Genomic DNA, 25264 nt, shown 5'->3' with positions numbered 1-25264 from the left:
TACATTTTGAAATAGAGTGACATCATTATTAAAAATAAAAAAGCAGTTAGCTAAAAACTAACTGCTAACCCTTGCGGGCAGGCAAGGGAGGCCATCCATATCAATGTCTTATACCTGTGTTAGCAAATGATATGACGGAATTAAAAGTTAAATCTAATACCAGCAACAAAGCGGCGACCGTCTGAGTAAACACCGGTTAGTGCTTGTTTAAGTCCCTTTTCTTGATAACTAAACGTATGTTCATTTGTTAGATTAATAGCTTCTAATACGAAAGCTAAATTTTCATTAATATTATAAGTGACATTAGCATCAACTTGGCCATATGCATCTATGTAACCAGGCCAATCAAAACCTGAGTCATAACCGCTACGATAATTGTAAGAAATTCGGCCACTGATTACTTCATTTTCATAATAAGAACTTAGATTAATCGTATGTTCTGAATTTCCTGGGATCGTAATGTCTTCACCTGTGGCATTTTTGGCTTCACCATCAACAAAGGTATAATTTGCAGATATACCAAACCCTTGATAAAGTTCTTGTTGAATACCTAGTTCTAACCCTTGTATCGTACCGCCTTTACCATTAACTGGTCGACTAATACGAACTTCAACCCCTTGGTGAACTTCAAAAGCGGCTGGTCTATCGATGAATGATTGAATGTCTTTGTGGAAAAATGCAGCTGAAAAAATACCTGCATCACTAAAGTACCACTCTATACCTGTATCAAATTGAGTTGCACGATAGGGGTCAATATCTGAGTTACCACCTGTGCCTGTTTGTGTCTCAAGGTTATATGAGGTAGATGCTGTCATTGAGTTATAATCAGGACGCGCCATAACACGTGCAGCAGCAATTCTAAGGACTAAATCATCATCAAGATCTATTGCAAGGTTCAAACTTGGTAAAACATCAAAATAGTCTTTATCTTTTACAATCCATACTTCATTACCAGATGCCCCTTCATAAGCTCCTGATGATTGTTGTGTTTGTACTAAACGTATTCCAAGGTTACCACGCATGCCTTCAACATCAATTGTTGCTTTAGCGTAAGCTGCTGTAATTTTTTCATTAATATCAAAGGTGCTCGCTTTTAAAATTTGATAATCCCAATCTAAAGCATCACCTTGTGTGCGTATTTTATTTGAATCTGTTATGGCATAATTTTTTAATGTACCAGAAGAGCCAATATCGGATTGATAATCTGATGGCATAGTCAATGAATAATCGGCTAAATTCCACCCTAATTGCGTTTTGGCATCTGTGGTATGTTTGGTATTAAAGCGGGAGTGATCTCTGTATTTCATGCCTAGCTTAATATTACTGAAAACAGAGATATCAATGTCACGGTCAAAGTCTAACTGAAAATAACTTTCATCATCTTTGGCATCATTACTGTCATAACGTAAAAAACCTAGATCCCAGTTTTTACCATCACTAGGGTCGGCGCTATACTGGGTTTTAATATCTTGGGTCGATGAAACATCATAACTGTGAACAAAGTTACCTTCCCAGCCTACACTACGATCTGCTGATGAACCACCACTGCCTTTTGTATACCCTAAGTGTAAACTTGAGCGCCATATTTCACCCTCATGATCGATTTTTAAATCATAAGATTTTGTTTTTAATTCAGAATTACGTACTTTGGTTTCATCAAGAATATTATTACCATCAGGTGATAAACCAAAAGTACCCGCAGTGGCCATAATGCCTGCTTTATCATGTTCAATTAAGGTGATATCTGTATACTCAGATCCGCCATATCCTGGAAGCCATAAGAAATTTTGATTCTCGTTGTTGGCTTCTAAAGTTGAATCTAGTGCATTGAAAGTAATGTCTAAAGTGTCAGTCGGACGATATTGTAGTGTTAAGTTAACTCCAGTGCGAATACGTTCTTGCAAAAACATTGCTGAACCACCACCACCTGAACTATATACATCTTCATGAACCGTACCATCAGCCATAGTGATATCACGTGAAGCCCAACTCCAAGCTTCAATGCCATCACGGCGCAGGTTTCTTTGCTGACGTACAACAGAAACTAATGCTCCGATTGTCTCTTCATTATTTTTCCAACTATACATGCCTGATAATTGAGGATCCGTTTCACCAGACACTTCACTATGCTGAGCAAGAAATGAGCCCGCAAGTTTATTTGATTCAAGGTCAAGCGGTTTACGTGTTTTGACTATAACCGTTCCGCCAATTGACCCTTCATCTATATCCGCTTCGGGAGATTTGTAAACTTCAAGCCCAGATACAATTTCTGAAGGTAACATAGTGTAGTTAAAACCACGACTGGCTGCAGAGTTAGTCCACCAGTCAGCAGAGCCTACGGCTTGGCCGTTTAATAAAGTACGGTTTTGGCTTTCGGTTGTACCACGAATACTGATCCGCTCTCCTTCTCCAAAGTTACGTGAGATAGAAACACCGGTAATGCGCTGCAATGATTCTGCTACATTTTGATCTGGAAATTTACCAATATCTTCAGCCGTTACGGCATCTACAACTGAAGTTGCATACCGTTTTGTATTGATAGATTTTACAACACTTCCTCTAATACCTCTTACTTCGATTACTTCTACTTCATCGGTTTTTGCATTTGTATTTTCTGCTAAAGCTAATGGTGAAAGCCCTAGACCAGAGCTTATTAATCCAATACTGATTGCTAAATGTAATTTACTTAGTTTTAATTGTGGCACTCTCATTCCCCTTGTTATTTTATAAGATAAGCAAGCGTTAGGTCATTAAATTATGGTTTTTTAATTTACCCTTTCTTGTCTGAAAACGACGAAAATCAAAACTAAAACTATGCTTGAAAATAATCGTATTAACGTTTGCGCTACTTTTTGTAACTTAAAATATGTGACGGGTCTTGAATTGAAGTGAAAAGTTGTGAAACTATAGCTTTGTTTGTTTTTTAGTTTAAAAAACAACTTGTTAAATTTCTTATTAGTTTTTAAATATCTGAATTTTTACTAATAAGTTAACCTTATTTATTACTTTTTTTTATTTTATTGTACCTTAAACGTGTTTTTTTAATTTAATTTTATATGTTTGTGTGATTTTTTTAAGGCCTTTACTACTAATATTGATAGCTCTAGAGTCGAGTGCTCTCTTCGCCCAATTTTTATCAAACATATCATTTAAAATCCATTGTCCTAAAGTGCCCGCTAAATGGTTTCGTCTTTCGCTCCAATCTAAACAAGATTTACATAAAGGGCGTTTTGATTTTTTAAGTGCTATAAAATCAAAGCCGATGGATTCGAAATAGCTTTGACCAAGTACAGTCAGTACGGTTTGTTCACCATTATCGATAATATATTTATGTTTGATCAGGGCATCATAAATTTTTACACCCAGTTCACCAGCTAAATGATCATAACAAATACGTGCTTGTCGTAAGCTTAAATCATTCGGGCCTGTTTTGACTCTTGCTTGAGGTAAATCAATAGAAATATTGAGCAGGGTTTCTAATAGTTGTGCAATTGATGCATTTTGTAGCTGAAAATATTTATGGCGTCCTTGTTTTCTCACTACTAATAATTGACCCTCTACCAATTTTGCTAAGTGACTACTGGCAGTTTGAGATGAAATATCAGCTTCTAGTGCCAGCTCTGTTGCTGTAAGTGCTTTGCCACCCATTAGTGCCGTTAACATTTTTGCTCGGGCATTATCACCTATTAAATTAGCAATAATAGCGATATTAGGTTCATTTGAATTGCTCATTTAATTCCATAGTACGATGTACATCGAAGCATCAATTTTAATAGACGTTAGACTGCCTGAAAACTAAATAAGAGGCAATCTTAATGCACAATGACAATCAAAAAATCACTTGTTTTATTCAATATAAAATTAACCCTTTTAAGATAAAAGAATTTGAGCAATACGCTAAAAACTGGGGAGAGATCATTCCACGGTGTGGTGGTGATTTATTAGGATATTTTTTGCCTCATGAAAGCACAAACGATATTGCTTATGGGTTAATTAGCTTTAATAGTTTGGCCGATTATGAAAATTATCGCGCAAGATTAAAAAATGATGACAAAGGCTTTGCTAATTTTTCAATGGCACAAGCACAGCAATTTATCATAGAGGAAAATAGATCTTTTTTAAAAATAATACCACAAACCTATAAACAAGCTGCTGGAGTCGTTAAATGATAGCCGTTATTTTTGAAGTAGAACCAAAAGCAATTCAAAAAAATCACTATTTAAAGTTAGCAGGGGAGTTGAAACACAATTTACAAGGTGTGTCAGGGTTTATATCAATTGAAAGGTTTCAAAGCCTAACAACGGATACCAAATATCTATCCCTGTCTTTTTGGCAAGATGAAAATGCAGTAAAAACTTGGCGAAATAATATATGTCATAAAAATGCACAAGCTAAAGGTCGAAATACTATTTTTGAAAATTACAGATTAAGAGTTGCCAGTGTTTTACGTGACTATGGCATGCATGATAGATCGCAAACCCCTGATGATTTAAAGGAAGAAATATAAATGCAGTTACTTAATTATTTAAACCAATATTTTTATACAAAATCACAGTTACTTGAATTAAGTGGTATAAATGAAGCTGACTTTAATACGTTTCAACAGAAAAAAATGATGCCTTTAGCATCTTATAAAATAGATTTATCTATAAGCGGTTACTCTTTTTTTGGTGATTATGATAACGCACAATGCACTGAATATTATGCTAAAGGTTATTTAACCTGGTTAGGTGAAATATCAGAAATTAAAGATGAAACGTCGGCAAAGTTATTGTTTACTGAGCGCTATAAGTCTCAATTAATACACTTAGCTGAACAAGGTTTTTTATCAAGCAATACAATGCCGGCGCAAGTGCTAAACAGCCATATAGCACAAGAGTGGAGCCATTTTTTAAAGGGTATTTATGGTTTATGTACACAATCAGGCATGCCTGAAGATATCGCCTCAAAAGAGCTTGCCGTGATAATCATTAACGAACTCATAATACATGGCGAGCTAAATATATCAGACTTATCAAAGCTTGAAAGTGCTGTTAATTTATTAGATTTATCTAGCGCATTATTTGCACCTCATGAGAGACTTCGAAGTTCAAGACATAAACTCATAGATCAGGTGCGCGAAAAATATCAATTAACTTAAAAAGGGGTCGGAGTGAATAAAACTAAAAGAAATCAAATTTGCTTAGTTATATAGCCCACTTTTAATGAACGCTTGGGTTAACATTTGATAAAGTGCATCAATATTTGGCCGTTCATTCATATTGTCAAATAAACTTGTGTGCACTTTAGCTTTTACCCGTTCAGTTTTGTTGCATACTTGGTAACATAAATTTACGGGTTTAATTAATTCATCTAATAAAACATCTATTAATATAAATGCCTGTGCTAATACAATTTTGCCACCCCCTTTTTTTAATATGACTCTTTGCGCTGTTCCGACAATTTTTTTGCCGTTTATATTGAGGTTATAGTCGCCATCACAGTATGAAAATTCAGTTGTGTGGGCCTGGCTTGTTAAGCCAAACTCTTCAAAAAAAGCGTTCAATACACTGCATAAATTTTGATAGGCTAAGGTAATTGAATAAGTCTTCTCAGTAGGCCAAGTATAAATATGAGATAAGTTAATTACTCCAGGGCATTGCGGTACAGGTGCGCCGCCTGTTTTTCGACAGAGCAATTGCCAATTTTTTTGCAATAATGCCTGTTTTAATTCATCAGATTTAGGCCATTTATTACCCGCAGGTAATACTAAGGTTTTGTTTTTAGCCTGCCATAATATCAGGCATTGATCGAGCTCGTCGTTTTGAACTTGCTTTAATAGTTGTGCTTCTTTTTCAAAAGCACTTTCTACTTTTATATGATTAAATCTTACCAGCTTATTGCGACTTTTATTCATTCTACTTATTTATTTTTAGCATTATTCAATTATGCGTTAGACTATACCTTAGCTTTTCTCTTTAACAATTTTATTTGTGATATAGGCATTAAAGATAAAAATATGACACAGATCCCAAGTAAGCTATAACTGTCTATTTCATCGTTGAAAAACCAATATCCCAGTAAGGCTGAAAATACTAATCCAGTATATTCTGCTGGGGCTAGCTTACTTGCATCTACAAAGCGTAATGCGGAAATAAAGAGATATGTCATTGCAATATAAAGTAGCGCTAAACAAAATCCAACAGAGATAATTTCAGTTTTAATCTGTGCTCCTTCCCATATAACTGCCGGTACTAACATAAACAGTGCAACTAAATTTGACCAAAATAATGTCACCATAGGGTGTTCTTTATTTGATAATTTTTTTAAACAAATACTATTTAATGCTGCAACGAGCGCACCAAAAAATGCGAGCAGTATATAGAGGTTGCTTTGCATAGGTTTAGTAATTAATAAAATGCCTATAAAACCAATAACAACAGATATATAACGCTTTAAATCTGGTTTTTCATTTAAAAATAGGTGGCTTAAAATAACAAGTAATATAGGAGATATATACATAGCAGCAGTGACTGTGATTAAAGATAAATGCATTATAGCGATTAAAAATGATGCGTTACCTAAACCTATCAATAGACCTCTGAATAAATGAATTTTAATAAAAGGGCTTAATTTAAAACCATCTATTTCTCTTAATATTAAAGGAAGTACTAATAATGATGCAAATAGTTGGCGATATAAAATTAATTGATAAACAGGTATGTTTACACCTAGCTGTTTTACTATTAATGTACCAAAAGCAACAATTGCTTCGGCAATTATAATGAGTGTAATTGCATGTTTAACCTGCATTTGAGGTTCCTTTCATTTCGAAAGAAGCATGTTAATCAATATTTTTAAGGTAAAACAGTTGCAGAAAATCACTAAAAAAGGCAATACAGATTTATCTAAGTATAAACTTATAAAATATGATATTTTGATGATGCGTTTCAATTAAATAATAAAATAATCATGAAATATAACAACAAGTTTATATTTGCTTTACTGTATTTAACATGCATGTTGAATGTAAATGCCCATGAAGTAGACTCCCACCATACAGCTGCTCATCAAATATCAGCAAAGGCAACATATTTAGGTAATGAAGCCGTGATGATACAAGGTGCAGATAAAAAAATTATATTTGATCCTTTTTTTCATAATGATTATAAAACTTATCAGTTAGTGCCTCAGAGTATTCGTAATGCTATTTTTAATGGTGATAAACCCTACGACAGTATAGACATTATTTTCATTAGTCATGCCCATGGCGATCATTTTTCGGCACAAGACATGTTACATTTTTTACAAAAACACAGGCAAACAAAAATGGTCGCACCGCAACAAGCCGTTGATGCCATGTTTAAATTAAAAGGCAGTGAAAAAATAAAAGGACAAGTGAAAGCCATCGCATTAAATTACGGTGATAAAGTTTGGCAGCGTAATATTGATGATATAAAAATTGAAGCTGTGCGTATTCCTCATGCTGGTTGGCCTGGCAGAGCAAATGTTGAAAATATTGTATTTAGAGTATCACTTGATGATAAAACAAGGGTTATACATATGGGAGATGCTGATCCAGATGATGCCCATTTCAAACCTTATAAAGAACACTGGCAAAAAAAAGTCACGAATACTGCATTTCCACCTTATTGGTTTTTTCTTTCAGAGCAAGGCAATGCTATTTTACAAAAACGTATTAATGCAAAAGAGCATGTAGGTTTGCATGTGCCAGTGAAAATACCCTATCAATTACAAAAAAGTGATAAATTATATTTTTACAAACCTGAACAGGAACATGCAATTACGCAATTGTAATGTTGTTAAAAGCTTATATAAAATTTAGCAGCATTGGTTCTTTTTCTCTGAGTAAGATAATGCTAATTTATTCAATCGTTTAATGTTTTTTAAAGGTAATGCTAAACTCAGCTCCACCGAGTTGTTTTGAATCATCAATCTTTAAAATTGCATCATGCCAAAGTGCTATTCTGGCAACGATAGCTAAGCCTATGCCGTAACCATGTTTATTTAAAGTATTGTCGCCTCGCGTAAAAGGTTTAAGTATTTCATGCCGCTTTTCCTTTATTATTCCAGGACCATCATCAGCAACTATTACAGATATTTCAGTTTTTGTTTGTTTAATGTCGACAGATATTGTTTTATTTGAATATTGTTGTGCATTACTCAGTAAATTATTAAATAACATGGTTAAATAATTAATATCACCAATAATAATAGCAGGCTCACTTTTTAGCCATTGTATAGTAATATCGGAACTTATTTTTGTATTTATACAATCAGATATTAAATTGTTAAGGTTTATGTCTCGCTTTTCTATTGTAACCATGGCTTGCTCTAAACGCGCATAATTGAGCAATACAGCAACAAGTTTTTCCATTTCATCAATATCTTTACTGATATGTTTTTGATATTTATCTCTCAGTTGTGGGTTTGTGGTTTCTTCTAGTGCCTCAATACCAAAACGCAGTCTAGCAAGTGGTGTACGCAAATCATGAGACACAGCATTACCTAATAACTTATTGTCACTGACTAATGTTTCTATGCGTTGTGCCATTTTATTAAACTCAACTTCAATATCGGTAATGTAAGAAGTTGAATTAATAGGGATTCGTTTTTCTAATTTCCCTTCACCAAAAGCTTTGGCTGTTTTTCGTAATTGTCTTAAATGTTTAATCAGTGGATAAAGCCAAATAAATAATATCAATAATATGGCAATATAAAATATGGCAGTGAAAGCCAGTTTTAATAAATTATTGTCATGTTTTTTAGTTTGCGCAGGTAAAGTGACAATGAGTATTTTATCTTTTTTTGGTAAAATAAAATGAATAAAAATACTGTTTTCGGATTCTAATGTGAGAGGTTCGCCTTGATAAAATTTTTTCTGTAATGATTCAGGTAAAGGAAAGGCATTTAAATTTAATAAAGTTACTTCAACTACATTTTGGGTTTGCCAATCATTGATAAACTCTTCAATGTTTGTTTGTTGATTTAAGGTTTTAGCTAAAATAGTTCCGAGTTCTTTATAGGGCTTTAATTCATCGTATTTATTATGTGACTGGTATTGAGAAAATAAATTATCTAATACCCAACCTAAACCTATGATAGAAAATATAACAATTAATATTAAAGAAAACGTGAGTTTTTTCATTTTATTATAAAGAGTATTACCAAGCGTCTTTTGCTAGCAAGTAACCTTTTCCCCATACTGTTTTTATGCGATAAGGTGCTGTTGCGTTGTCACCTAACTTTTTTCTTAAGCGTGATATTATGATGTCAACAGAGCGGTCAAAACCATCGTATTCAATTCCTCTGAGCTCACTTATTAATGATTGCCGACTTACTAGAGCGTTTGCATTTTTAGCTAATAACCAAAGTACATCAAATTCATTGGAAGAAAGCGCCACTGTATTACTTGATAAACTTATGGTGCGTGAATGAGAGTCTATGCATAATTCACCAAAATTGATGTTGTTTTCATCTGTACCGAGCTGAGTTTTGTTTATTTCAATCCGTCTTAATAGGGCCTTAATTCGAGATATTAAAACACGTGGTTTTACGGGTTTTGTTAAATAATCATCAGCGCCAAGTTCAAGGCCTAATATCTCATCCATTTCATGGTCTCTTGCCGTCATCATCAATATAGGACCATAATAAAAACCTCTAACGGCCTTACATACATCAAAACCATCTTTAACAGGTAGCATAATATCCAAAATAACTAAGTCGGGTTTATCTAATTCTATTAACTCTATCGCCATATCACCTCTATTTACAATTGTGACTAGATAGCCATGCTCTGTTAAATAGTCGCTAAACCATTCGGCCAGCGACATATCGTCTTCAACCAACATAATATGTTTAGTTGCAATCTCTGAGGTCAAAATAATCTCCAATTAAATTTTGAACGTGTTTTTGATTCATAGACCCAGGCAGCCAAAATAATATGTTTAGTGTCAAACTTTGTGATCAAAATAATCTCCAGCTAGACTTAGGGCGTGTCTTTGATTTGTAGACCCAAGCTACCAAAATTTGAGATTTTACTAGATCTTCATTTGATTCTTTAAGCCTTAAGGCAAAGTTATTACTTTCTTTAGATTGAAAATCAAAGCTATACTGACCACTTTCAGTATTGTTCCAGCATTTTAAAATTTGATTTCGAGTTGTATTTACGAGGCAATAATCATTGTTTTGAGCTTGCCAGCTAAATATTACTTCTAAATAACATGTTTGACCTTTATGTAATGCAATACAACTTTTGGGTGTGACTGTAAGCTCTGTTTTGTTGAAAAAACGATTCTCATCGGCAATAGCATTAACATTAACTAAAAATAATATAAAAAATAAAGGAAATAATTTCGTATTGAGCATTACTTGTCCTTTAAAAAACATAACTTATACTAGTTCTAAATGTTGTAAAGTCATTACCAGAACCACCGATAATTGGATCCGAGTTCAGTACAGCACCTGAAAATGAAATATAACGCGCGGTTGCCTTAAAAATCCAATCTTCTAATAATGGGTAAGTGGCACCAATTTCTGCTGTATATTTAAAACCAGACCCTACATCAAGAAGGCGCATATTATCTTTGTCAAAATCTATAATATTATAATTTTCTAATTCATTCTCACTTAGGCCATAATAATAGTTGTTTAATTTATCATCAGTATATTGTGCGCTTAATAAGCCATGAAAATTCCAATTTCTATATTGCCAACTTTGCCCTACTAATGCGGAAACAATATTCCCTTGGTGATTTCCACTGACATCATGCTCAAGCATTAATTGTATAATGGTATTGTCTATGTAGTGAGTTAATCGACCACCTAACATAGCATCACCTTCACTTTTTAGTGAGCAAGAGTTTGTAGAGTCAATATATACTTTACAACTTCCGCCTTTATGTCTTCTACTTAAAATTGTATCAAATGACCATTTCTCAGAATCTGAAAAATTATAACCAAGCGTGATTGGATTTGATATTGTTCCATGCTTTTCTGTAAAAGGGTCTGAGTTATCGCTAAATTGTTCAATAAAAAAACCGTTCCAGTTTAAATTTCCATTTATAATCCATCTAATTTCATCAAAATTTCCATATCGGCCTGAACCAGTAGACATTTCTACACCTACCTGTATAAAGCTATTATTAGAGGTGTTATTTTGAGCTGCACTTCTAATTGAATGCGATACATCTTCGGCTAAAAGATCATTTGAAAATGCTAATCCAGCTAATGAAATGGCTGTGACAATATTTAAAGATAGTTTCATGTTATTTATTTCCTTAATTTTTGAATTCCCTTTTATTATATTGAGCGATAAAAAATTTGACGTAACAAGATCCATCAAGTGTAACAAAGTGTAGCAAGCTGGATTACATTTTTTCATAAGTTGCAATAGTAGCAAAATCATAAATACGTTCAAACGGGGTTGTTAAAGTATAAAAAATGATATGACTATGAACTAGCCATATCATTTTGGGGATAATCTCTAGGGATGTTTATTAATAAAACTAAGCAGTCAGTTGTTTATTTGTTTGATGACTATGCTGCCAAAATAATAATGGAGCGGTAATAAAAATTAACAAAACAGCATACATCATTTGCCAACCTAAACCCCAGATAAGCATTAAACAAAATACACAGCTTAATAAAATTAATGGCCTATTTTTAGTACTCAGTAATCTAAAAGCAGCCAACATTGAGGCGAAATAAATCACAACAAAGACACCATTACACCAAGCGATTAAGTCTTCAATATTTTGTCCTGTTAGAAAAGTGACTATTAATACAAAAGCCATAATAGATAAAATAGCCATAAGCGCTCTGACGGGAACGTTATACTGATTTACAGTAGAAAAATAACTTGGTAATACACCATCATTACTAAAGCTCCAGACTAAACGTGCAACACTTGCGGTATATACGTTTACAGTAGCAAGGCCGCCAGCTATGCCTAAAATACCAATGATTTTTGCGCCGCTGAGTCCTAAATGCTCCCCTAATAATTGATTAAATACACCCACCATAGCCAATTCGGTATTTGTAGGTATGAACAATAATATCTGTGTACAGGCCAAGTAAATTAAACCGACTAAAATGGTCCCTATCATCATGGCTGGAATTAAATCTTTTTTAGGATTTTTAAAATCACTTGCCAGATGTGTCATAGCTTCAACGCCTAAAAAGCTCCAAAAAGCCAAACCTGCTGCTGCCATGATTAAGTTGACATCCATATTGGGAAATCTAGTTGTAACTTCTGAGTGACTTTGTAAGTTACCGATTCCAAACAATAAAACAACAACAGCAACGATGGCTAAGGTCAGTAAAAATTGTAGTTTTGCCGAAATTTTAATGCCGCGATAGTTTAAAGTAAACAATAAAAGTAAAACACTTAATTCAGTTAATAAGAGTGTGGCGCCAGTTAGTTGTATTAATGAATCGACAAATTGAAATGTCATTAAAATTGCAGCGGGCGCGCCAAGCGGTACTACAAACAAAAATATGAGACCTATGGTACGCCCTGCTATAGGACCAAAAGCTTGTTCTACAAAATATGCAGGGCCTGCAGCATGAGGAAATTTAGCTGCGAGTTTTGCGAATATAAGTGTCACAGGAATAATAGCCAAAGTAAGTAAAAACCAAGCAATAATGGCGCCTTGACCCGCAATTTTCAATGTCATTTGCGGTAAAATAAAGACACCTGTACCCAGCAAAGTGGTGGCCATTAAGCCTGCGCCTTGCCAGCGACCAATTTTTTTTGAATGATTGTTCATCGTCCTTTCCATCGAGGTATTGATAGGGTTAGTATAAGTGTCTATTGCTATACAATATGTCGTGGTTATATTTCAAAATGTGATTTAAACCGTCAAAGTGATGGTTATTTTGACTTTTTCCGTCACTATGTTTTTGTAGTACATTTTAAAAGCATTTAAATGGTGCTGGAATAGGAGAGGTAGTGGATAAATTTGATCAAGAAATTATAGCGCAGCTGAGAATAAATGCGCGAGCGAGCATATCAAGTATTGCTGAGTCTGTTAATTTGTCGCGTTCGGCAGTATCGGAGCGAATTAAAAAGCTAGAGCAAACGGGTATTATTCGTGGGTATCAGGTTTTATTAAGTGAGTCTCAAAAAGAAGGTGTGTCAGTTTATTTTGAAATTCAGCATCAATGTGCAAGATGTTCAGATATAGTGCATGTTTTTAAAACCATTCCAGAAGTGATCACATGCAGTGGCATTACTGGAGATATGGACCTACTTGTTTATGTGCAAGCAGAATCCATGCGGCGAATTCATGAAATAAGGGAATACTTAGATGCGCAAATTGATATTATTAAAATAAAAACGCATGTTGTCATGAGTGAATGGATAGATAACTAATGTCAGTAGCAGGAAATCACTAAGGTAGAAAATAAAGATAAAAACCAAAGGGAAATAAGTTTAGCTAAAGGGTCGGCTGTATTGATTTTTAAAGGGGGAGAAGATCAGCTTAAAGTCGTGAGCTTTGATTGCGATTTGAGTTAGGTACCTAGAATTTAAACAATTAAGAGCTGCATATATACAAGTGAATCTTAATGGCAGTGTTTATTTTGCTTTTAACGACTGTAAAAAGTTGGTTTTCATAAAGAAGTTTTAAAATATTTATTCTTGATAACTTATCCTTATTGAGCACTAACCAAATTAAATTGGCATGAATGCTCAGGTAGAAATTTTAAGCCATTTTAGGAGTTGATAAGTAGGCTTTGTGGGACTTTTGTAATGGCTAAAGATATGTGGAGAAGCTTTACTCCTATCCTTAAGCTATTTTTACAAGTTAAGTCAAGTTAATAAGAAAGATCATTTACAGGGTCTCTAATGATATAAATATATGCTTTTATAGTTTATGTAACTTTAGCAATATAAAGGGACCCAATGTCCCTAAATGAAATTAATAAGCTTAAAATTGATATGCTAACGTTACCTTATAGTTTCGGCCAAGTTCACTCGGATCACTCGCTTCACTGGCTGGAGCGCGTAAATATCTTTCATTTGTCAGATTATCTACACCTATATTAACTTTTAGACCAGATAGAAAATCACGTGCGTTATAACTGGCGTTTAAGTTATAAACAGTATAACGACTCGTACCATAACCTGCATTTAAATAGTTTTCAGGTAATCTTTGCTGTTCACTATAGTTCAGCATCTGGGCACTTAAATTTAAACTTTCAAATAATTGATAGTTTAAATTTAGGCTTATCTTATTGGCAGGAGCTTCTGTATAAGGTTGTTTATTATGATCAATAGATCCTAAGAAAAAATTGGGCATGCCATAAGCGTTCATATCTATTTTAGAATAACCAAGATAAGCATCAAATTTTTCAAATGTATAACTAAGTTCAGCTTCCCACCCGATACTTTCAAGACGTCCAATATTTTTAGCACTATAATCACGATGAGTCGCAACTGGAATTCCATTTACTGGTTTAGGGCCAGGAGACCCCTGTTGTTTAGCGCCGTTTTCATTTAAGTAATACATAAATGGTACGTTATCAATAAAGTTATCTATTTTATTGTTAAAATGAATTAGCTTAAACGCTAAGTTATCAGCAAAAGAAATATCTTGCCAAAATAGTCCCAAACCTGTTTCAAGATTTTGAGATGTTTCAGGCTTTAAATCGGGCTGTGGTTCCTGATAGCAGATCTTACCGCCAATATGACATCGCCAATCATCTTTTTTGTATAGTTCCTGAACCGAAGGTGCTCTAAATGCTTCTGCGTATTTAATATATATATTAATGTTGTCAGATGCTTTAAAAGTAAGCCCCAGTTCATTTGAAAGCTCGCCATCTTTATTATTATCGTAATTAGTATAGGTGCTATTGCTACGCTTAAAGGTATCAAAACGTAAACCGGCTGTTACAAGTACTTGTTCATTAAAAAAATTAGCCTGATCTATCACTGAAAAAGAAAGATTTTGTGATTTACTATCGCCATAAAATGTAGAAATTTCAGAACTTGAAGCATCGGATTGTTTAAATTTTTCATTTTCATAGTTAACCTCAATTGCTAATTGATGATCTACTATTCCGCTAAACTGTGATAAATTCGCTAAACGGATGTTATAACGCTCGGTACTGCCTTTACTTAAATTTGTAAAGTCACTTTTATTTTCACCTTTTAGGATATAACCAAGAGTATTTTTTTCATAATTTTTATCTGAATACACTAATTGTAAGTCGAAATCGATTAAATCATTATCAGGTTGATAAACATAATTGCTCATTAACTCTATATAATCATTATTAAAATCTTCTGATAAAGTTGGATAACGAATACCATAACTCTGATCTTGTCGGTATGGCTGGTCTTTAGACTGTGTTCTAGCCCAATCAACTTTAGTTTGCAAGCTATGCTCTGGCATAAAATACCACGTATTTTTTAATGTTAAGTTAGTGCGAGAAGCATTATTTTTAATTTTTGTTAATTTAGCGGAATCCTCTATTGCATCATCTTCTGTATCTTGGGATTTATTTGGAATAACATCAACATCTGAAAAAGACACTTTACTAGCGTGAAATACAGTATCGCTTATATCATTTAAATTAAATAAAGAGGTTGAAATACTGTTTGAGTCAGAGACTGATTGATGCAATATTTGTGTTCGAGCTCCAAATCCATTCTTACTGTCTAAATAATCACTGGCATCTTTAGTGACTAATCGAATACTACCGCCAATAGCACCTGAACCTACAGTAAGTGAGTCGGCACCACGTAAAACAAGTACCTGTTTCACTTGTGACGGGTCTAAACTTAAACTGTTTATAGCAGCAATATTACTTGTGCCATCTGATTCGGTTTTACGTTTAACATTATCAATTGATACATGAATGCGTTCACCATACAAACCACGTATTGAAGGTTGTGAAGAGAGTGGAGTGACACTACCGCTTAGTTCAACTCCAGGTAATTCTCGCAGAATTTGGCTTAATTCAGCTTCTTGATTACGTTGTATCGTTTTATCTGTAATTGATGATATCGATGAAGCTACATCTTTGCTTAAAATTGAGATTTTATGGCCAAAGACTTCAATATGTTCATTTACAGTTTGTTTTGAAGTGTTTTTGTCTTTGGCTAAAGCAGGCGTATGTATTGCTAAAAACACAGAAATAAATAACGAAGAGGGTACAAGTTTCATAAATAATCCATATAAATAAAAATGAGAATCAATTGCATCTTTATGTTGCGGCGATAGAGTAAATGAACTAATATCAAAACGCAATAGCTAATAGTGTTTTGATATAAGGTGTTTATAGCCTTTAAAAACAGTGTATTATGAAGTTTTTGTAAATTAAACAATGTAACATGCAATGGATTGTTCTAAAAATAGAAATAAACAAGGTGATAGGAAAAATAATGAAATACTGTTTTAAATTGAGTGTAGTTATAGGTTACTTATTGATGTTTGGTATTAATGTTTATGCCAAAGAAATTAATGGTGGAGCAGATATGAGTAAGTTAACTCCTATATCAAAAATATTAGCGACACCTGAAAATTATTATAAACAACCAGCTACCATATCAGGGACAGTGGTAAAGGTTTGTAAAAAACGAGGCTGTTGGATGCAGCTAGCAACAGATAAAGCATATGAAACATTAACAATAAAAGTGCCTGATGGTGAAATGGTATTTCCAATGACTGCAATGGGAAAAACAGCCTATGCAACAGGTACACTAAAAGCCATTGAAATGTCTTTAGAGCAAACAAACCAAAGATTAAAAATGAAAGCAATGCCAGCTGTTACAAAACCTATGACTTTGTATCGTTTTTCACCGACGGGAGTAACGATAGTTGACTAAAAGCAAGTCAATTAAGTGGTTTAATTTAAATCGCAGTTTACATAGAGATATTGGATATTTTTGTATTGGAATGACTTTAGTTTTTGCCATATCTGGCATAGCACTCAATCATATTCATCAGTGGAACTCTAACTATAATGTCACCCAGAAAAAAGTTAAAGTTGAATTTTTAGAAACTAAAATAAAGCAATCAAATTTTGAACATAGCTTGTTAGCTGAACTAAATGAACAAGGCATTATAAAAGCACGTTTTTGGCAAGATGAAAATACACTTAAGTTATTCATTAAAAATAAAACTCTGTTTGTTCTGCCCAAACAAAATCTTATTATAATAGAAGAAATTAAACCACGTTTTCTATTACGCAATCTTAATTTTTTACATTTAAATGAAGCTAAAAAAGCATGGACGTGGTTTTCAGATTTTTATGCTTTATTGCTTATATTTCTAGCTATTTCATCACTGTTTATGGTTAAAGGTAAAAAGAGCGTAACGGGAACGCGAGGTTTTATTATATTGGCTGGTTTTATCGCTCCGGCAGGGTTTGTATTTTATTATGCTAGTTAAATTATTGTAAAGACAATGTATTAATAGCGAGTGCTTTTTTGCACGCTTTACCTTGTTCCTTAAAAATTAAGGATGTATAGTCAGCAATGTACGAAGATACTCGTCGAAAAAAAGGCGCATATTATTTTAAAATCGTGCAAGCCGTTTATACAAATATTATATGCAAAAAGGAATTCGCAATTGAAACTTGGAAAGTTAGTCGTTTTTATTACATTTCTTATGTCGCAAGTAGGTGCTCAAGCAGCAAGTGATTTTAACCTTGGTATCACGTCGGTTGAATTTATAGATGAACAAAGGACCTCATGGGATGGAAAAAGTAAACGACCTATATTAACCCATATCTTTTATCCCACGACTGATACAAACGTGAAGCCAATATTATTAGGTGAGCCAAACAACGCACTTTTTAATGCAGGTAACGCTGTGATGAATGGCAAAGTAACCAATCAGAATAAACGGCCATTAATCATTATGTCCCATGGCACAGGTGGCTCAGCTTTACAAATGTTGTGGATTGCTGAAACACTCGTTAAAAATGGTTACTTGGTGATAGGTGTAAATCATCATGGAAATACTGCAGCTGAAGAAAAAAAATATGCTGAAGGTTACAAGTTATGGTGGGAGCGTTCACAAGATATTTCTGTCGTATTAGAACAATTATCTTCGCATAACATCTGGGGACCCGCTGTTGACCAAAATAAAATTGGTATGATAGGGTTTTCACTAGGGGGATATACTGCATTGTCATCAATAGGTGGCATTACAGATAAAACCCTTTTTACGGCATTTTGTCAAAGTCCTGATAAGGACTTTACCTGTAATGCACAGGTAGAGTTTTCAGATATTGATAAAGCGTTTAATAAGGTTAAAAATTCGCAGAGAGTGAAAGAGTCTTTATTAAGAGAACATGACTCGTTTAAAATCGATGCAATAAAAGCAGCGTTTGTGTTAGCTCCTGCCGTGGTTCAAGCAATAAATAAAGAAAGTCTTAAAAATATATCTGTGCCTATCTCAGTGGTTGTTGGAAGTATAGATCGAATTGCACCAGCTAAAACCAATGGGAAAGTAGTATCAAAACTAATGGGTAACTCCCAATATAGTGAACTAGAAAAAGTTGGACATTATACTTTTTTATCTAATTGCACTGGCTTAGGTTTTAAGTATCTAAAAGAGTTGTGCGGTGATCACAAAAGTATCGTACGTGACAAAATTCACAGTGATGTTAGCCAAAAAGCGGTAGATTTTTTTGACCGTGTGTTCGTATATAATACACATCTGAGCCAGATCACAGGCAATAGGTAATACTATTTTATTTGGCTGCGGAAGCAGTCAATTTTAAATTAATTTTGCTTGGAACAGGTAAAAAGGAATTAGTTGAGAATTCACCTTTTGATAAATATTGGGGGATTGGTGCCAACGGCAAAGGAAAAAACCGCCTCGGTATGCTGCTCGTACAACTAAGAAATGAGTTGAAAAATGATAAAACCTAACAAAGTAATGTTCTGGAGTTGTATGTGCTGCTGCGTTATGAACTAAGGAAAGGTGTAGTGAAATATTTAAGTCTTTTGATTTTATCTGTATTTTTATTTGGATGTGCACAAGGTCGATTAGATGTACTTGATAATAATGGACAAATAGTGGGTTCTTGTTCCGCTGATTTTAATTTCCATTGGTATGGGGCGCAGCATTCAGTCAATTATATCCTGTATATCTGCGCTAAAGAGCACATTGAGAATGGGTTGAGGGTTTCTGATAACTCAATTCTAGTTAATGATTATACAATTCCTAAATCTCCCAAGGGTAACTATTGGAATAAAAATCTAGCAAAGCGGCAGTTTTCTAACGATTTAATATCAGAAGAAAAACTAGGCTATATATTAGCGCATGTGGAATACCAATATTGGATGAAATTAAAAAATGCGAAAGATAAATTGTCTCAGTCAGTGATTAATCAAGTTGAATATGACAGGCTTGTAGAAAAAGCTAAAGTAGAGTTAGAAGGTATATAAGTAACAGCAGGTCAATTATGCTATGAACGCAAAGTGCTTGGTTTTAGCCCTTTTGTCGTTCATTTTAGCCAAACTATATTCATCTCATTTTAAGGCGTAATGTGCCATTAGGAGCAGCCTCATTGCTAATTAAATCAGTCATCTGGATGCTCGGTGCGTTAACGTCATTTTGTTTAATGGCTGTTGGAGCTCGTGAGTTGAGTGGTCAAATTGGTACATTTCAGCTCTTATTCTTTCGCAGTGTAATTGGCCTAGTAGTCATGTTTTTAGTTATCGCCAGCATGGGAAATATGAAGCTATTTCGCTCCAGTCGGATTGGTTTGCATGGGGTGAGAAATATCTTTCATTTTGCTGGTCAATATGGGTGGTTCGTAGGTATTGGGCTCTTGCCTTTAGCTGAAGTGTTTGCCCTTGAGTTTACGGGGCCATTGTGGACTGCTTTAATTGCATGTCTTTTTTTGAATGAAAAATTCACCGCCAAAAAACTCATTTCTATCATGCTGGGTGTACTTGGTGTTATCGTCATCGTGCAGCCAGGTATAGAAATAATTAATTACGCGTCTTTTATTGTGTTAGGGGCTGCTATCTGTTTTTCCATTGCATATGTTTCAACAAAATCGCTCTCTTCTACGGAAAGTCCGTTAACGATACTATTTCTAATGTGCTTGCTTCAATTACCTGTAGGCTTGTATTTTTCATTATTAAATTGGCAAAACCCAGTAGGTATACAGTGGTTATGGATAACAATTATCGGTATAACCGCATTATCGGCGCATTATTGCATGACTAAAGCAATGCAATGCGCAGAGGTTACAACTGTTGTAACAATGGATTTTTTTAGGCTGCCGGTAATTGCAGTTGTTGGTGTCGCATTTTATTCTGAGAGTTTTAATATAACATTGATCTTTGGGTCGTTGCTTATGCTCTTAGGAAATCTATCAAATATGTACGTTTCTAAAAACAAAAACGCGAGTAAGCATTTTATCAAACGTGCATGAGTAGGCCTTTCTCTTAAAAAAGCTCTTAAAACACTACTGCGACTTATTCTGAGCTAGACCCTATTTCGAGTCTTTATTTAAACTGAATGATTGAATCCCCGTATTTTTTATAAAATGCCAATTATCAAAAACGATAATTTTTTTTGGGAGGCGGACCTAAATAGTCGTTGGCTAATTTAGAGTTTAAAGTCATTTAGGTGTATATTGTTTCATTATTTCATAAATATTTTTCATATGTTTAGTGATAACTTATACCTTTCATGTTACTGATATAGCGCATTTATAAGGTGCCATCTTTTTGCCACAATTCATCATAATTTGAACATTGATCCAATAATGTTTATGCGTATACTCCCTGCAACAAACTGAAATCGTATACAGTGAATTCGAGCAACTTTTTGTTTTAAATATTTACTTTGAAGCTGTTCACCTTATGAAGAAAAAGTGAGTATGATATTTTGAAAAAATGTAATTTTAAGACTTACCCTGCTAAGTACCATTTTTTACTGTTTACATTTATCATCAGTATTGCCTCAGTTTTCAGTGTAAATGCTAATACGATAATAAAAAAAATTGAAGAACAAGAACGTCAGCTTGGTGCGCGTATAGGTGTTTCTATTTATGATGTCACAGATAATAAACTATGGCACTACAACGGCAATACTCGCTTTCCTTTGATGAGCACTTTTAAAGTACTCGCCTGCGCTAAGTTACTTTTTGATGTTGAAAAAGGGCTGCAATCTTTTGATACTTCTACGGTTATAACTAAAAATTCACTTATTGAATGGTCACCGGTAACCAAAAATATGATTGGTGAAAAAATATCACTAAAGCAAGCATGCTCTGCGACTATGAGCATGAGTGATAATACGGCTGCTAATATAGTACTAAATGGGATCAAAGGACCAAAAGTTTTAACTCGATTTATGCGATCTATTGGTGATGACGTCACGCGATTGGATCGCATTGAACCTGATTTAAATGAAGCACTTGATGGTGATAAAAGAGATACCACGACCCCTAATGCGATGGTGAAAAGTTTACATACATTGCTATTTGGTGATGCTTTATCTCAAGCTTCAAAAACTCAGTTAAAACAATGGATGATAGATAATAAAGTCACTGGTAAATTATTACGAAAAGTACTTCCTCAAAACTGGTCGATTGCTGATCGTTCAGGTTCAGGTGGTTATGGTTCTAGAGGGATTACAGCTGTTGTTTGGTCTGATAAACGAACACCTCTTATTATAAGTATTTATTTAACTCAGACAGAAGCATCATTTTCTCAACGTAATAAAGCAATTGCGAATATAGGAAAGGAAATTTTCACTGTCTATAATAAGTAAACCGAGCAAGTAATTTAAACAGGCCTTAAATAGTTAGTTTGTACTTTTTTGCTAATTTAAATCTACTATTTCTATCTGTTTACTAGGGGTTATCAAAATTTGATTTAATTTTAACCTATTATGTAAGTGGCGTGATGTTTATTTTACCGGATAAAGCACTGTTATTATAAACAACAACTTTGAGGCTATTACGGTATTAGCAGTCAAAATACCTACTGAGGTTTAAAGCTGCTGTGTCGCAAGAGCTGGTGTTTAGGAAGTGAAACCTAATGTCACAAAGCTTAATAAAGGGTGTAGATAGGTCTCATATAACAACTTTTCTAGCTGCACTTGAATTTCTATCGTACTAGAGTGAATTATAAACCACCTACTATTTTTAGGTCATACGATAATTGACTTATTCAGATGTTGATGTGAAGACATTAAAATATATGCTTTTAAGTTGGTCGCTGTACAAAATTTATTCAAAGTAATAAAAAGCTTATTACCACATGTTTGTTATGCTTAAGATAGTTTTTATGGCATTTAAGTTTAATTACAATTACCTGGTAAACGTTGATTTAAAATTATCAGCTCTAAGATTATAAATAAACTAATATAAATATACGTATTTTAAGCTAAGAGTTTATCGCACTTGTATAAGTTTTTTTTGAATCTTTTTACACTCGTATTATGCTTCTTTTCAATTTCATTATTTGCGAATACTTGGCAACGTTTTTCAACGCCTTTTAATGATAAATCAGTGTCAATAGGAGCATATAATAATGGCTGTTTATCAGGCGCTAAGGCTTTGCCAGAGAGGGGGTTGGGGTATCAAATTATCAGAGCGTCACGAAATCGTTTTTATGGCCACCCAAATTTAATTCAATTTATTGAAAAATTAGCTGAACAAACCCATAACATGGGTATTAAAGACTTATTAATCGCTGATATGTCTATGCCAAGAGGAGGGAATTTCATTTCAGGCCATGCCAGTCATCAAACAGGGTTAGATGTTGATATTTGGTTAAAATTGGCTGATAAAATTTTATCAAAAGAAGCACGTGAAAATGTATTGAAATTAGATGTGGTAAACCAAAAACAATTCTCGATTAAACACAATAACTGGCGAACAGAACATGTAAAAATACTTGAATTAGCAGCTAAAAACCCAAAGGTTGCACGCATATTTGTTAACCCTGTTATTAAACAACAGCTGTGCAATATGTCATTGTCTGATAATGCTTGGTTGAGAAAAATCCGCCCTTGGTGGGGCCATACTTACCATATGCATGTAAGGCTTGCTTGTCCTTTAGGGAACCATTTATGTTTAAACCAAAAACAGCCTGAGGTAGGTACTGGCTGCAATGCGTTAGCATGGTGGAGGCGACAAATGACACAACCAGTTGTAGTTAAAAATAAAAAGCGAAAGAAAAAAACGGTTAAAATAAAACCCATACAATGCAAAGTTTTATTAGCTAACTAAGCTTGTTTATCTGTGTTTTTTTCACCTTAGTTTTAATTTCCCTTTTTATTAATAAATTTTGAATTAATAAGGTGATACAACCGGCGATTATACCCCATAAAGCAGAGCCTATCTGCCATAAAACTAAATCAGATGCCGTCACTAAAAAAGTAATGATAGCAGCTTCAGATAAAGCCGGTTTTTCTAATGACTTTTTTAAGCTGGTGGCAATGGTTGAAAATAATGCAATGCCAGCTAATGACATGATTAATGCATTAGGTAAGGCTTTGAATAAGTCTATTAAACTGGCACTGGCTAAACCCATCAAAATATAAAAAACACCGGCACAAACAGTAGCCCAATAACGTTTGCTTTTATCATTATCAACATCTTTATTCATGCAAATTGCAGCACTGATCGCAGCTAAATTTATGGCATAACCACCAAATGGTGCTATGAGCATATTAGTGAAGCCTGTTATGTTTAGAGTTGAAGAAATGGGGGGGGGGTATTCATGTGCTTGCAATACCGCAATACCCGGTAGATTTTGTGATGCCATAGTGACAATAAATAAGGGCAAAGCGATGCTCATTGAAGCTGCAATATCAAATTCAGGCTGAATATAATGAAATGTACTGAATTGCCATTCAAAGTTATTTAAGTTAATAAGTTGGTATTGCCAAGAAAAATAAACACCGACGATTAAAACAATCAGCATGGTAAATCTGGGAGTTAAAACCTTTGCAATAATATAAGTTGTTATCATCATAATGATAATAAATGTTTGTTGTGACATTAAATTAAAAACATCAATTCCAAAGTTAACAAGAACACCCGCAAGCATCGCATTAGCAAGTTGATATGGAATATGATGCATTAGCTTTTCAAATATGCCCGTTATACCACATACAAATATAAGAGCAGCAGAAACTATAAATGCGCCTGTTGCTTGTTCAAGACTGAACCCTTGACTACTTGTAATAAGTAAAGCTGCACCAGGAGTTGACCAGGCAATTAATATTGGTATTTTATAAAAAAGAGATAAAGCAATTGAGAGCACGCCTAATGACAGACCTAATATAAGTAACCAACTTGAAACCAGAGCAGCATCACCACCTAAATTAATCACCATTTGATAGATAAGCGCAACACTACTGGTAAATCCGACTAAAATAGCCACAAAACCTGCGGTGATCCGGCTTAATATATTCTGTGTTTTTGTCATATTAGCCTCTTAATAATAGTTTGTGCGTTAAAACGCACGAGACTAAATTAACATTGTATGTTATAACGCACAAGTGTTTTGTCCAAAGGTCAAATTAATAAATTATTTATGAATGAAGCAAATCAAAAGAAGCGTATTAATGAATATTTGGCTGATAATTTAAAATTAGCTAGGTCCAAACAAGGTTGGAGTTTAGATGCGTGTAGCGTAAAAACAGGCGTTTCTAAGGCTATGCTTGGGCAAATAGAAAGAGGTGAGTCTAGCCCGACTATTTCTAAACTTTGGCAAATTGCAACGGGATTTAAATTGCCCTTGTCGTATTTTTTAACGGAACAAAAAAAATCTGCTTTTGAGTCAAATTCAAATTTATTAAATACGCAAGCTAGCATTAGCGTTGTTACATTATTTGGTTTTGACAAAGCAACTAAAATGGAAACATTTGAAATTACACTGAATCCAAATCATGAGCATATTTCAAAGCCTCATAATAAAGGTGTCGTGGAACATATCATAGTGATTGAAGGTGCAATGGAGTACTTTTTAAATGATGTTTGGTGTGTATTAAATACAGGTGAAATACTTAAATTTGATGGTGATCAAATTCATGGCTATCGAAATATAAATGAGCAGGCTTGTAAATTTCATAGTGAAGGTCGGCGTACCCGCACCTACAATAAACCTAAACTAATCGTTAGCCTATAACCCAATTTAAACTTGGGAGAGCATTATGGCCAGGCGAACACTCGAAGATTGGCAAACCATTATTGAAGCGCAGTTGGCCAGTGGCCTGACAATTGTTAAATACTGCGAACAAAATAAAATAAATCCAAAAACCTTTAGTTC

General features: G+C 34.1%; 26 protein-coding genes. 15 read left to right on the top strand and 11 right to left on the bottom strand.

The annotated features are described in order from the left end of the window. Positions 1-140: 140 nt before the first annotated feature. Positions 141-2705 carry a TonB-dependent receptor gene (locus tag BM088_RS15395; protein ID WP_425439319.1) on the bottom strand — a complete coding sequence of 855 codons (2565 nt, stop codon included), beginning with the start codon at positions 2703-2705 and terminating at the stop codon, positions 141-143. A 322-nt stretch (positions 2706-3027) separates the two neighbouring features. Continuing rightward, the gene (locus BM088_RS15390; protein ID WP_091986063.1) at positions 3028-3732 is read right to left on the bottom strand and encodes an ArsR/SmtB family transcription factor; all 705 of its coding nucleotides are present in this window, start codon (positions 3730-3732) and stop codon (positions 3028-3030) included. 83 nt (positions 3733-3815) lie between these two features. On the opposite strand from BM088_RS15390, the gene BM088_RS15385 reads away from it, so the two are divergent. Genes BM088_RS15385 through BM088_RS15375 form a run of 3 tightly spaced genes read left to right on the top strand, consistent with a single transcriptional unit; the run spans position 3816 to position 5140 of the window. After that, positions 3816-4169: an NIPSNAP family protein gene (locus tag BM088_RS15385; RefSeq protein WP_091986059.1), complete on the top strand. Its 354-nt coding sequence runs from the start codon at positions 3816-3818 to the stop codon at positions 4167-4169. Further along, positions 4166-4507: an antibiotic biosynthesis monooxygenase family protein gene (locus BM088_RS15380; RefSeq protein ID WP_091986055.1), complete on the top strand. Its 342-nt coding sequence runs from the start codon at positions 4166-4168 to the stop codon at positions 4505-4507. Before BM088_RS15385 ends, BM088_RS15380 begins: the two co-directional genes overlap by 4 nt. Continuing rightward, on the top strand, positions 4508-5140 hold the full coding sequence (locus tag BM088_RS15375; RefSeq protein ID WP_091986050.1) for a DUF6058 family natural product biosynthesis protein: 633 nt from the start codon (positions 4508-4510) through the stop codon (positions 5138-5140). It abuts the gene before it with no gap. Between the two features lie 42 nt (positions 5141-5182). Here the strand turns inward: BM088_RS15375 and BM088_RS15370 are convergent, their stop codons facing one another. After that, entirely contained in the window at positions 5183-5896 is a 714-nt protein-coding gene (locus tag BM088_RS15370; protein WP_091986047.1) for a lipoate--protein ligase family protein, read from the bottom strand. A gap of 41 nt (positions 5897-5937) precedes the next feature. Then, a complete protein-coding gene (locus BM088_RS15365) occupies positions 5938-6792 on the bottom strand; it encodes a DMT family transporter (protein ID WP_091986044.1) in 855 nt (284 codons plus the stop codon). Between the two features lie 159 nt (positions 6793-6951). Here BM088_RS15365 and BM088_RS15360 point away from each other — a divergent pair, with 159 nt between their 5' ends. Further along, a complete protein-coding gene (locus BM088_RS15360) occupies positions 6952-7797 on the top strand; it encodes an MBL fold metallo-hydrolase (protein ID WP_091986040.1) in 846 nt (281 codons plus the stop codon). A gap of 79 nt (positions 7798-7876) precedes the next feature. Here the strand turns inward: BM088_RS15360 and BM088_RS15355 are convergent, their stop codons facing one another. The 5 genes from BM088_RS15355 to yjeH form a co-directional block, all read right to left on the bottom strand. Continuing rightward, positions 7877-9148, bottom strand: a complete 1272-nt coding sequence (locus BM088_RS15355; RefSeq protein WP_091986036.1) for an ATP-binding protein — start codon at positions 9146-9148, stop codon at positions 7877-7879. 16 nt (positions 9149-9164) lie between these two features. Further along, positions 9165-9851: a winged helix-turn-helix domain-containing protein gene (locus tag BM088_RS15350; RefSeq protein ID WP_091986222.1), complete on the bottom strand. Its 687-nt coding sequence runs from the start codon at positions 9849-9851 to the stop codon at positions 9165-9167. A 115-nt stretch (positions 9852-9966) separates the two neighbouring features. Next, entirely contained in the window at positions 9967-10368 is a 402-nt protein-coding gene (locus BM088_RS15345) for a DUF3019 domain-containing protein (RefSeq protein WP_177208067.1), read from the bottom strand. A 10-nt stretch (positions 10369-10378) separates the two neighbouring features. Continuing rightward, complete coding sequence (locus BM088_RS15340; protein WP_177208066.1) at positions 10379-11266, bottom strand: MipA/OmpV family protein; 888 nt, start codon at positions 11264-11266, stop codon at positions 10379-10381. Between the two features lie 241 nt (positions 11267-11507). Then, positions 11508-12770: an L-methionine/branched-chain amino acid transporter gene (yjeH, locus tag BM088_RS15335; RefSeq protein WP_091986025.1), complete on the bottom strand. Its 1263-nt coding sequence runs from the start codon at positions 12768-12770 to the stop codon at positions 11508-11510. Between the two features lie 182 nt (positions 12771-12952). On the opposite strand from yjeH, the gene BM088_RS15330 reads away from it, so the two are divergent. Continuing rightward, the gene (locus tag BM088_RS15330; RefSeq protein WP_091986021.1) at positions 12953-13375 is read left to right on the top strand and encodes an Lrp/AsnC family transcriptional regulator; all 423 of its coding nucleotides are present in this window, start codon (positions 12953-12955) and stop codon (positions 13373-13375) included. A gap of 556 nt (positions 13376-13931) precedes the next feature. Here the strand turns inward: BM088_RS15330 and BM088_RS15325 are convergent. Then, positions 13932-16172 carry a TonB-dependent receptor domain-containing protein gene (locus BM088_RS15325; protein WP_091986018.1) on the bottom strand — a complete coding sequence of 747 codons (2241 nt, stop codon included), beginning with the start codon at positions 16170-16172 and terminating at the stop codon, positions 13932-13934. Positions 16173-16390: 218 nt separating this feature from the next. Here BM088_RS15325 and BM088_RS15320 point away from each other — a divergent pair, with 218 nt between their 5' ends. From BM088_RS15320 to mepA, 8 genes are all read left to right on the top strand, one after another. Next, positions 16391-16834 (top strand): DUF4920 domain-containing protein, encoded by a 444-nt coding sequence (locus BM088_RS15320; protein WP_177208065.1) that lies wholly within the window; start codon positions 16391-16393, stop codon positions 16832-16834. Further along, positions 16827-17399, top strand: coding sequence for a PepSY-associated TM helix domain-containing protein (locus BM088_RS15315; RefSeq protein ID WP_091986011.1), 573 nt, complete (start codon positions 16827-16829; stop codon positions 17397-17399). Before BM088_RS15320 ends, BM088_RS15315 begins: the two co-directional genes overlap by 8 nt. A gap of 180 nt (positions 17400-17579) precedes the next feature. Next, positions 17580-18701 (top strand): alpha/beta hydrolase family protein, encoded by a 1122-nt coding sequence (locus BM088_RS15310; protein ID WP_091986007.1) that lies wholly within the window; start codon positions 17580-17582, stop codon positions 18699-18701. A gap of 11 nt (positions 18702-18712) precedes the next feature. Beyond that, positions 18713-18889 carry an NADAR domain-containing protein gene (locus BM088_RS15305; RefSeq protein ID WP_218156533.1) on the top strand — a complete coding sequence of 59 codons (177 nt, stop codon included), beginning with the start codon at positions 18713-18715 and terminating at the stop codon, positions 18887-18889. Positions 18890-18913: 24 nt separating this feature from the next. Then, entirely contained in the window at positions 18914-19408 is a 495-nt protein-coding gene (locus BM088_RS15300) for a hypothetical protein (RefSeq protein WP_091986000.1), read from the top strand. Between the two features lie 101 nt (positions 19409-19509). Then, on the top strand, positions 19510-20406 hold the full coding sequence (locus tag BM088_RS15295; RefSeq protein ID WP_245763836.1) for a DMT family transporter: 897 nt from the start codon (positions 19510-19512) through the stop codon (positions 20404-20406). Positions 20407-20864: 458 nt separating this feature from the next. Continuing rightward, complete coding sequence (bla, locus tag BM088_RS15290; RefSeq protein WP_245763835.1) at positions 20865-21752, top strand: class A beta-lactamase; 888 nt, start codon at positions 20865-20867, stop codon at positions 21750-21752. Between the two features lie 649 nt (positions 21753-22401). After that, positions 22402-23217 (top strand): penicillin-insensitive murein endopeptidase, encoded by an 816-nt coding sequence (mepA, locus tag BM088_RS15285; protein ID WP_218156532.1) that lies wholly within the window; start codon positions 22402-22404, stop codon positions 23215-23217. Here the strand turns inward: mepA and BM088_RS15280 are convergent. Beyond that, positions 23210-24421, bottom strand: a complete 1212-nt coding sequence (locus BM088_RS15280; RefSeq protein WP_091985993.1) for a benzoate/H(+) symporter BenE family transporter — start codon at positions 24419-24421, stop codon at positions 23210-23212. The genes mepA and BM088_RS15280 overlap by 8 nt on opposite strands. 108 nt (positions 24422-24529) lie before the next feature. Between BM088_RS15280 and BM088_RS15275 the strand changes: the two genes are divergently transcribed. Both BM088_RS15275 and tnpA read left to right on the top strand, forming a co-directional pair. Further along, positions 24530-25123 (top strand): helix-turn-helix domain-containing protein, encoded by a 594-nt coding sequence (locus tag BM088_RS15275; RefSeq protein WP_091985989.1) that lies wholly within the window; start codon positions 24530-24532, stop codon positions 25121-25123. 25 nt (positions 25124-25148) lie between these two features. Further along, positions 25149-25264, top strand: a 116-nt coding sequence (tnpA, locus tag BM088_RS28120; protein ID WP_425439320.1) for an IS66 family insertion sequence element accessory protein TnpA, incomplete at its 3' end; no start/stop codon positions are given.

The organism is Pseudoalteromonas denitrificans DSM 6059 (assembly GCF_900112265.1).
GTDB lineage: Bacteria > Pseudomonadota > Gammaproteobacteria > Enterobacterales > Alteromonadaceae > Pseudoalteromonas > Pseudoalteromonas denitrificans.
The sequence above is the reverse complement of the archived record's forward strand: the minus strand, read 5'-3'. Positions and strand labels throughout refer to the sequence as shown.

Bases quoted from the DNA above. Each gene is read 5' to 3' on its own strand.
- BM088_RS15390 (WP_091986063.1), bottom strand. From the start codon at position 3,732: ATGAGCAATTCAAATGAACCTAATATCGCTATTATTGCTAATTTAATA.
- BM088_RS15385 (WP_091986059.1), top strand. From the start codon at position 3,816: ATGCACAATGACAATCAAAAAATCACTTGTTTTATTCAATATAAAATT.
- BM088_RS15380 (WP_091986055.1), top strand. From the start codon at position 4,166: ATGATAGCCGTTATTTTTGAAGTAGAACCAAAAGCAATTCAAAAAAAT.
- BM088_RS15375 (WP_091986050.1), top strand. From the start codon at position 4,508: ATGCAGTTACTTAATTATTTAAACCAATATTTTTATACAAAATCACAG.
- BM088_RS15370 (WP_091986047.1), bottom strand. From the start codon at position 5,896: ATGAATAAAAGTCGCAATAAGCTGGTAAGATTTAATCATATAAAAGTA.
- BM088_RS15365 (WP_091986044.1), bottom strand. From the start codon at position 6,792: ATGCAGGTTAAACATGCAATTACACTCATTATAATTGCCGAAGCAATT.
- BM088_RS15360 (WP_091986040.1), top strand. From the start codon at position 6,952: ATGAAATATAACAACAAGTTTATATTTGCTTTACTGTATTTAACATGC.
- BM088_RS15355 (WP_091986036.1), bottom strand. From the start codon at position 9,148: ATGAAAAAACTCACGTTTTCTTTAATATTAATTGTTATATTTTCTATC.
- BM088_RS15350 (WP_091986222.1), bottom strand. From the start codon at position 9,851: ATGTTGGTTGAAGACGATATGTCGCTGGCCGAATGGTTTAGCGACTAT.
- BM088_RS15345 (WP_177208067.1), bottom strand. From the start codon at position 10,368: ATGCTCAATACGAAATTATTTCCTTTATTTTTTATATTATTTTTAGTT.
- BM088_RS15340 (WP_177208066.1), bottom strand. From the start codon at position 11,266: ATGAAACTATCTTTAAATATTGTCACAGCCATTTCATTAGCTGGATTA.
- yjeH (WP_091986025.1), bottom strand. From the start codon at position 12,770: ATGAACAATCATTCAAAAAAAATTGGTCGCTGGCAAGGCGCAGGCTTA.
- BM088_RS15325 (WP_091986018.1), bottom strand. From the start codon at position 16,172: ATGAAACTTGTACCCTCTTCGTTATTTATTTCTGTGTTTTTAGCAATA.
- BM088_RS15320 (WP_177208065.1), top strand. From the start codon at position 16,391: ATGAAATACTGTTTTAAATTGAGTGTAGTTATAGGTTACTTATTGATG.
- BM088_RS15280 (WP_091985993.1), bottom strand. From the start codon at position 24,421: ATGACAAAAACACAGAATATATTAAGCCGGATCACCGCAGGTTTTGTG.
- BM088_RS15275 (WP_091985989.1), top strand. From the start codon at position 24,530: ATGAATGAAGCAAATCAAAAGAAGCGTATTAATGAATATTTGGCTGAT.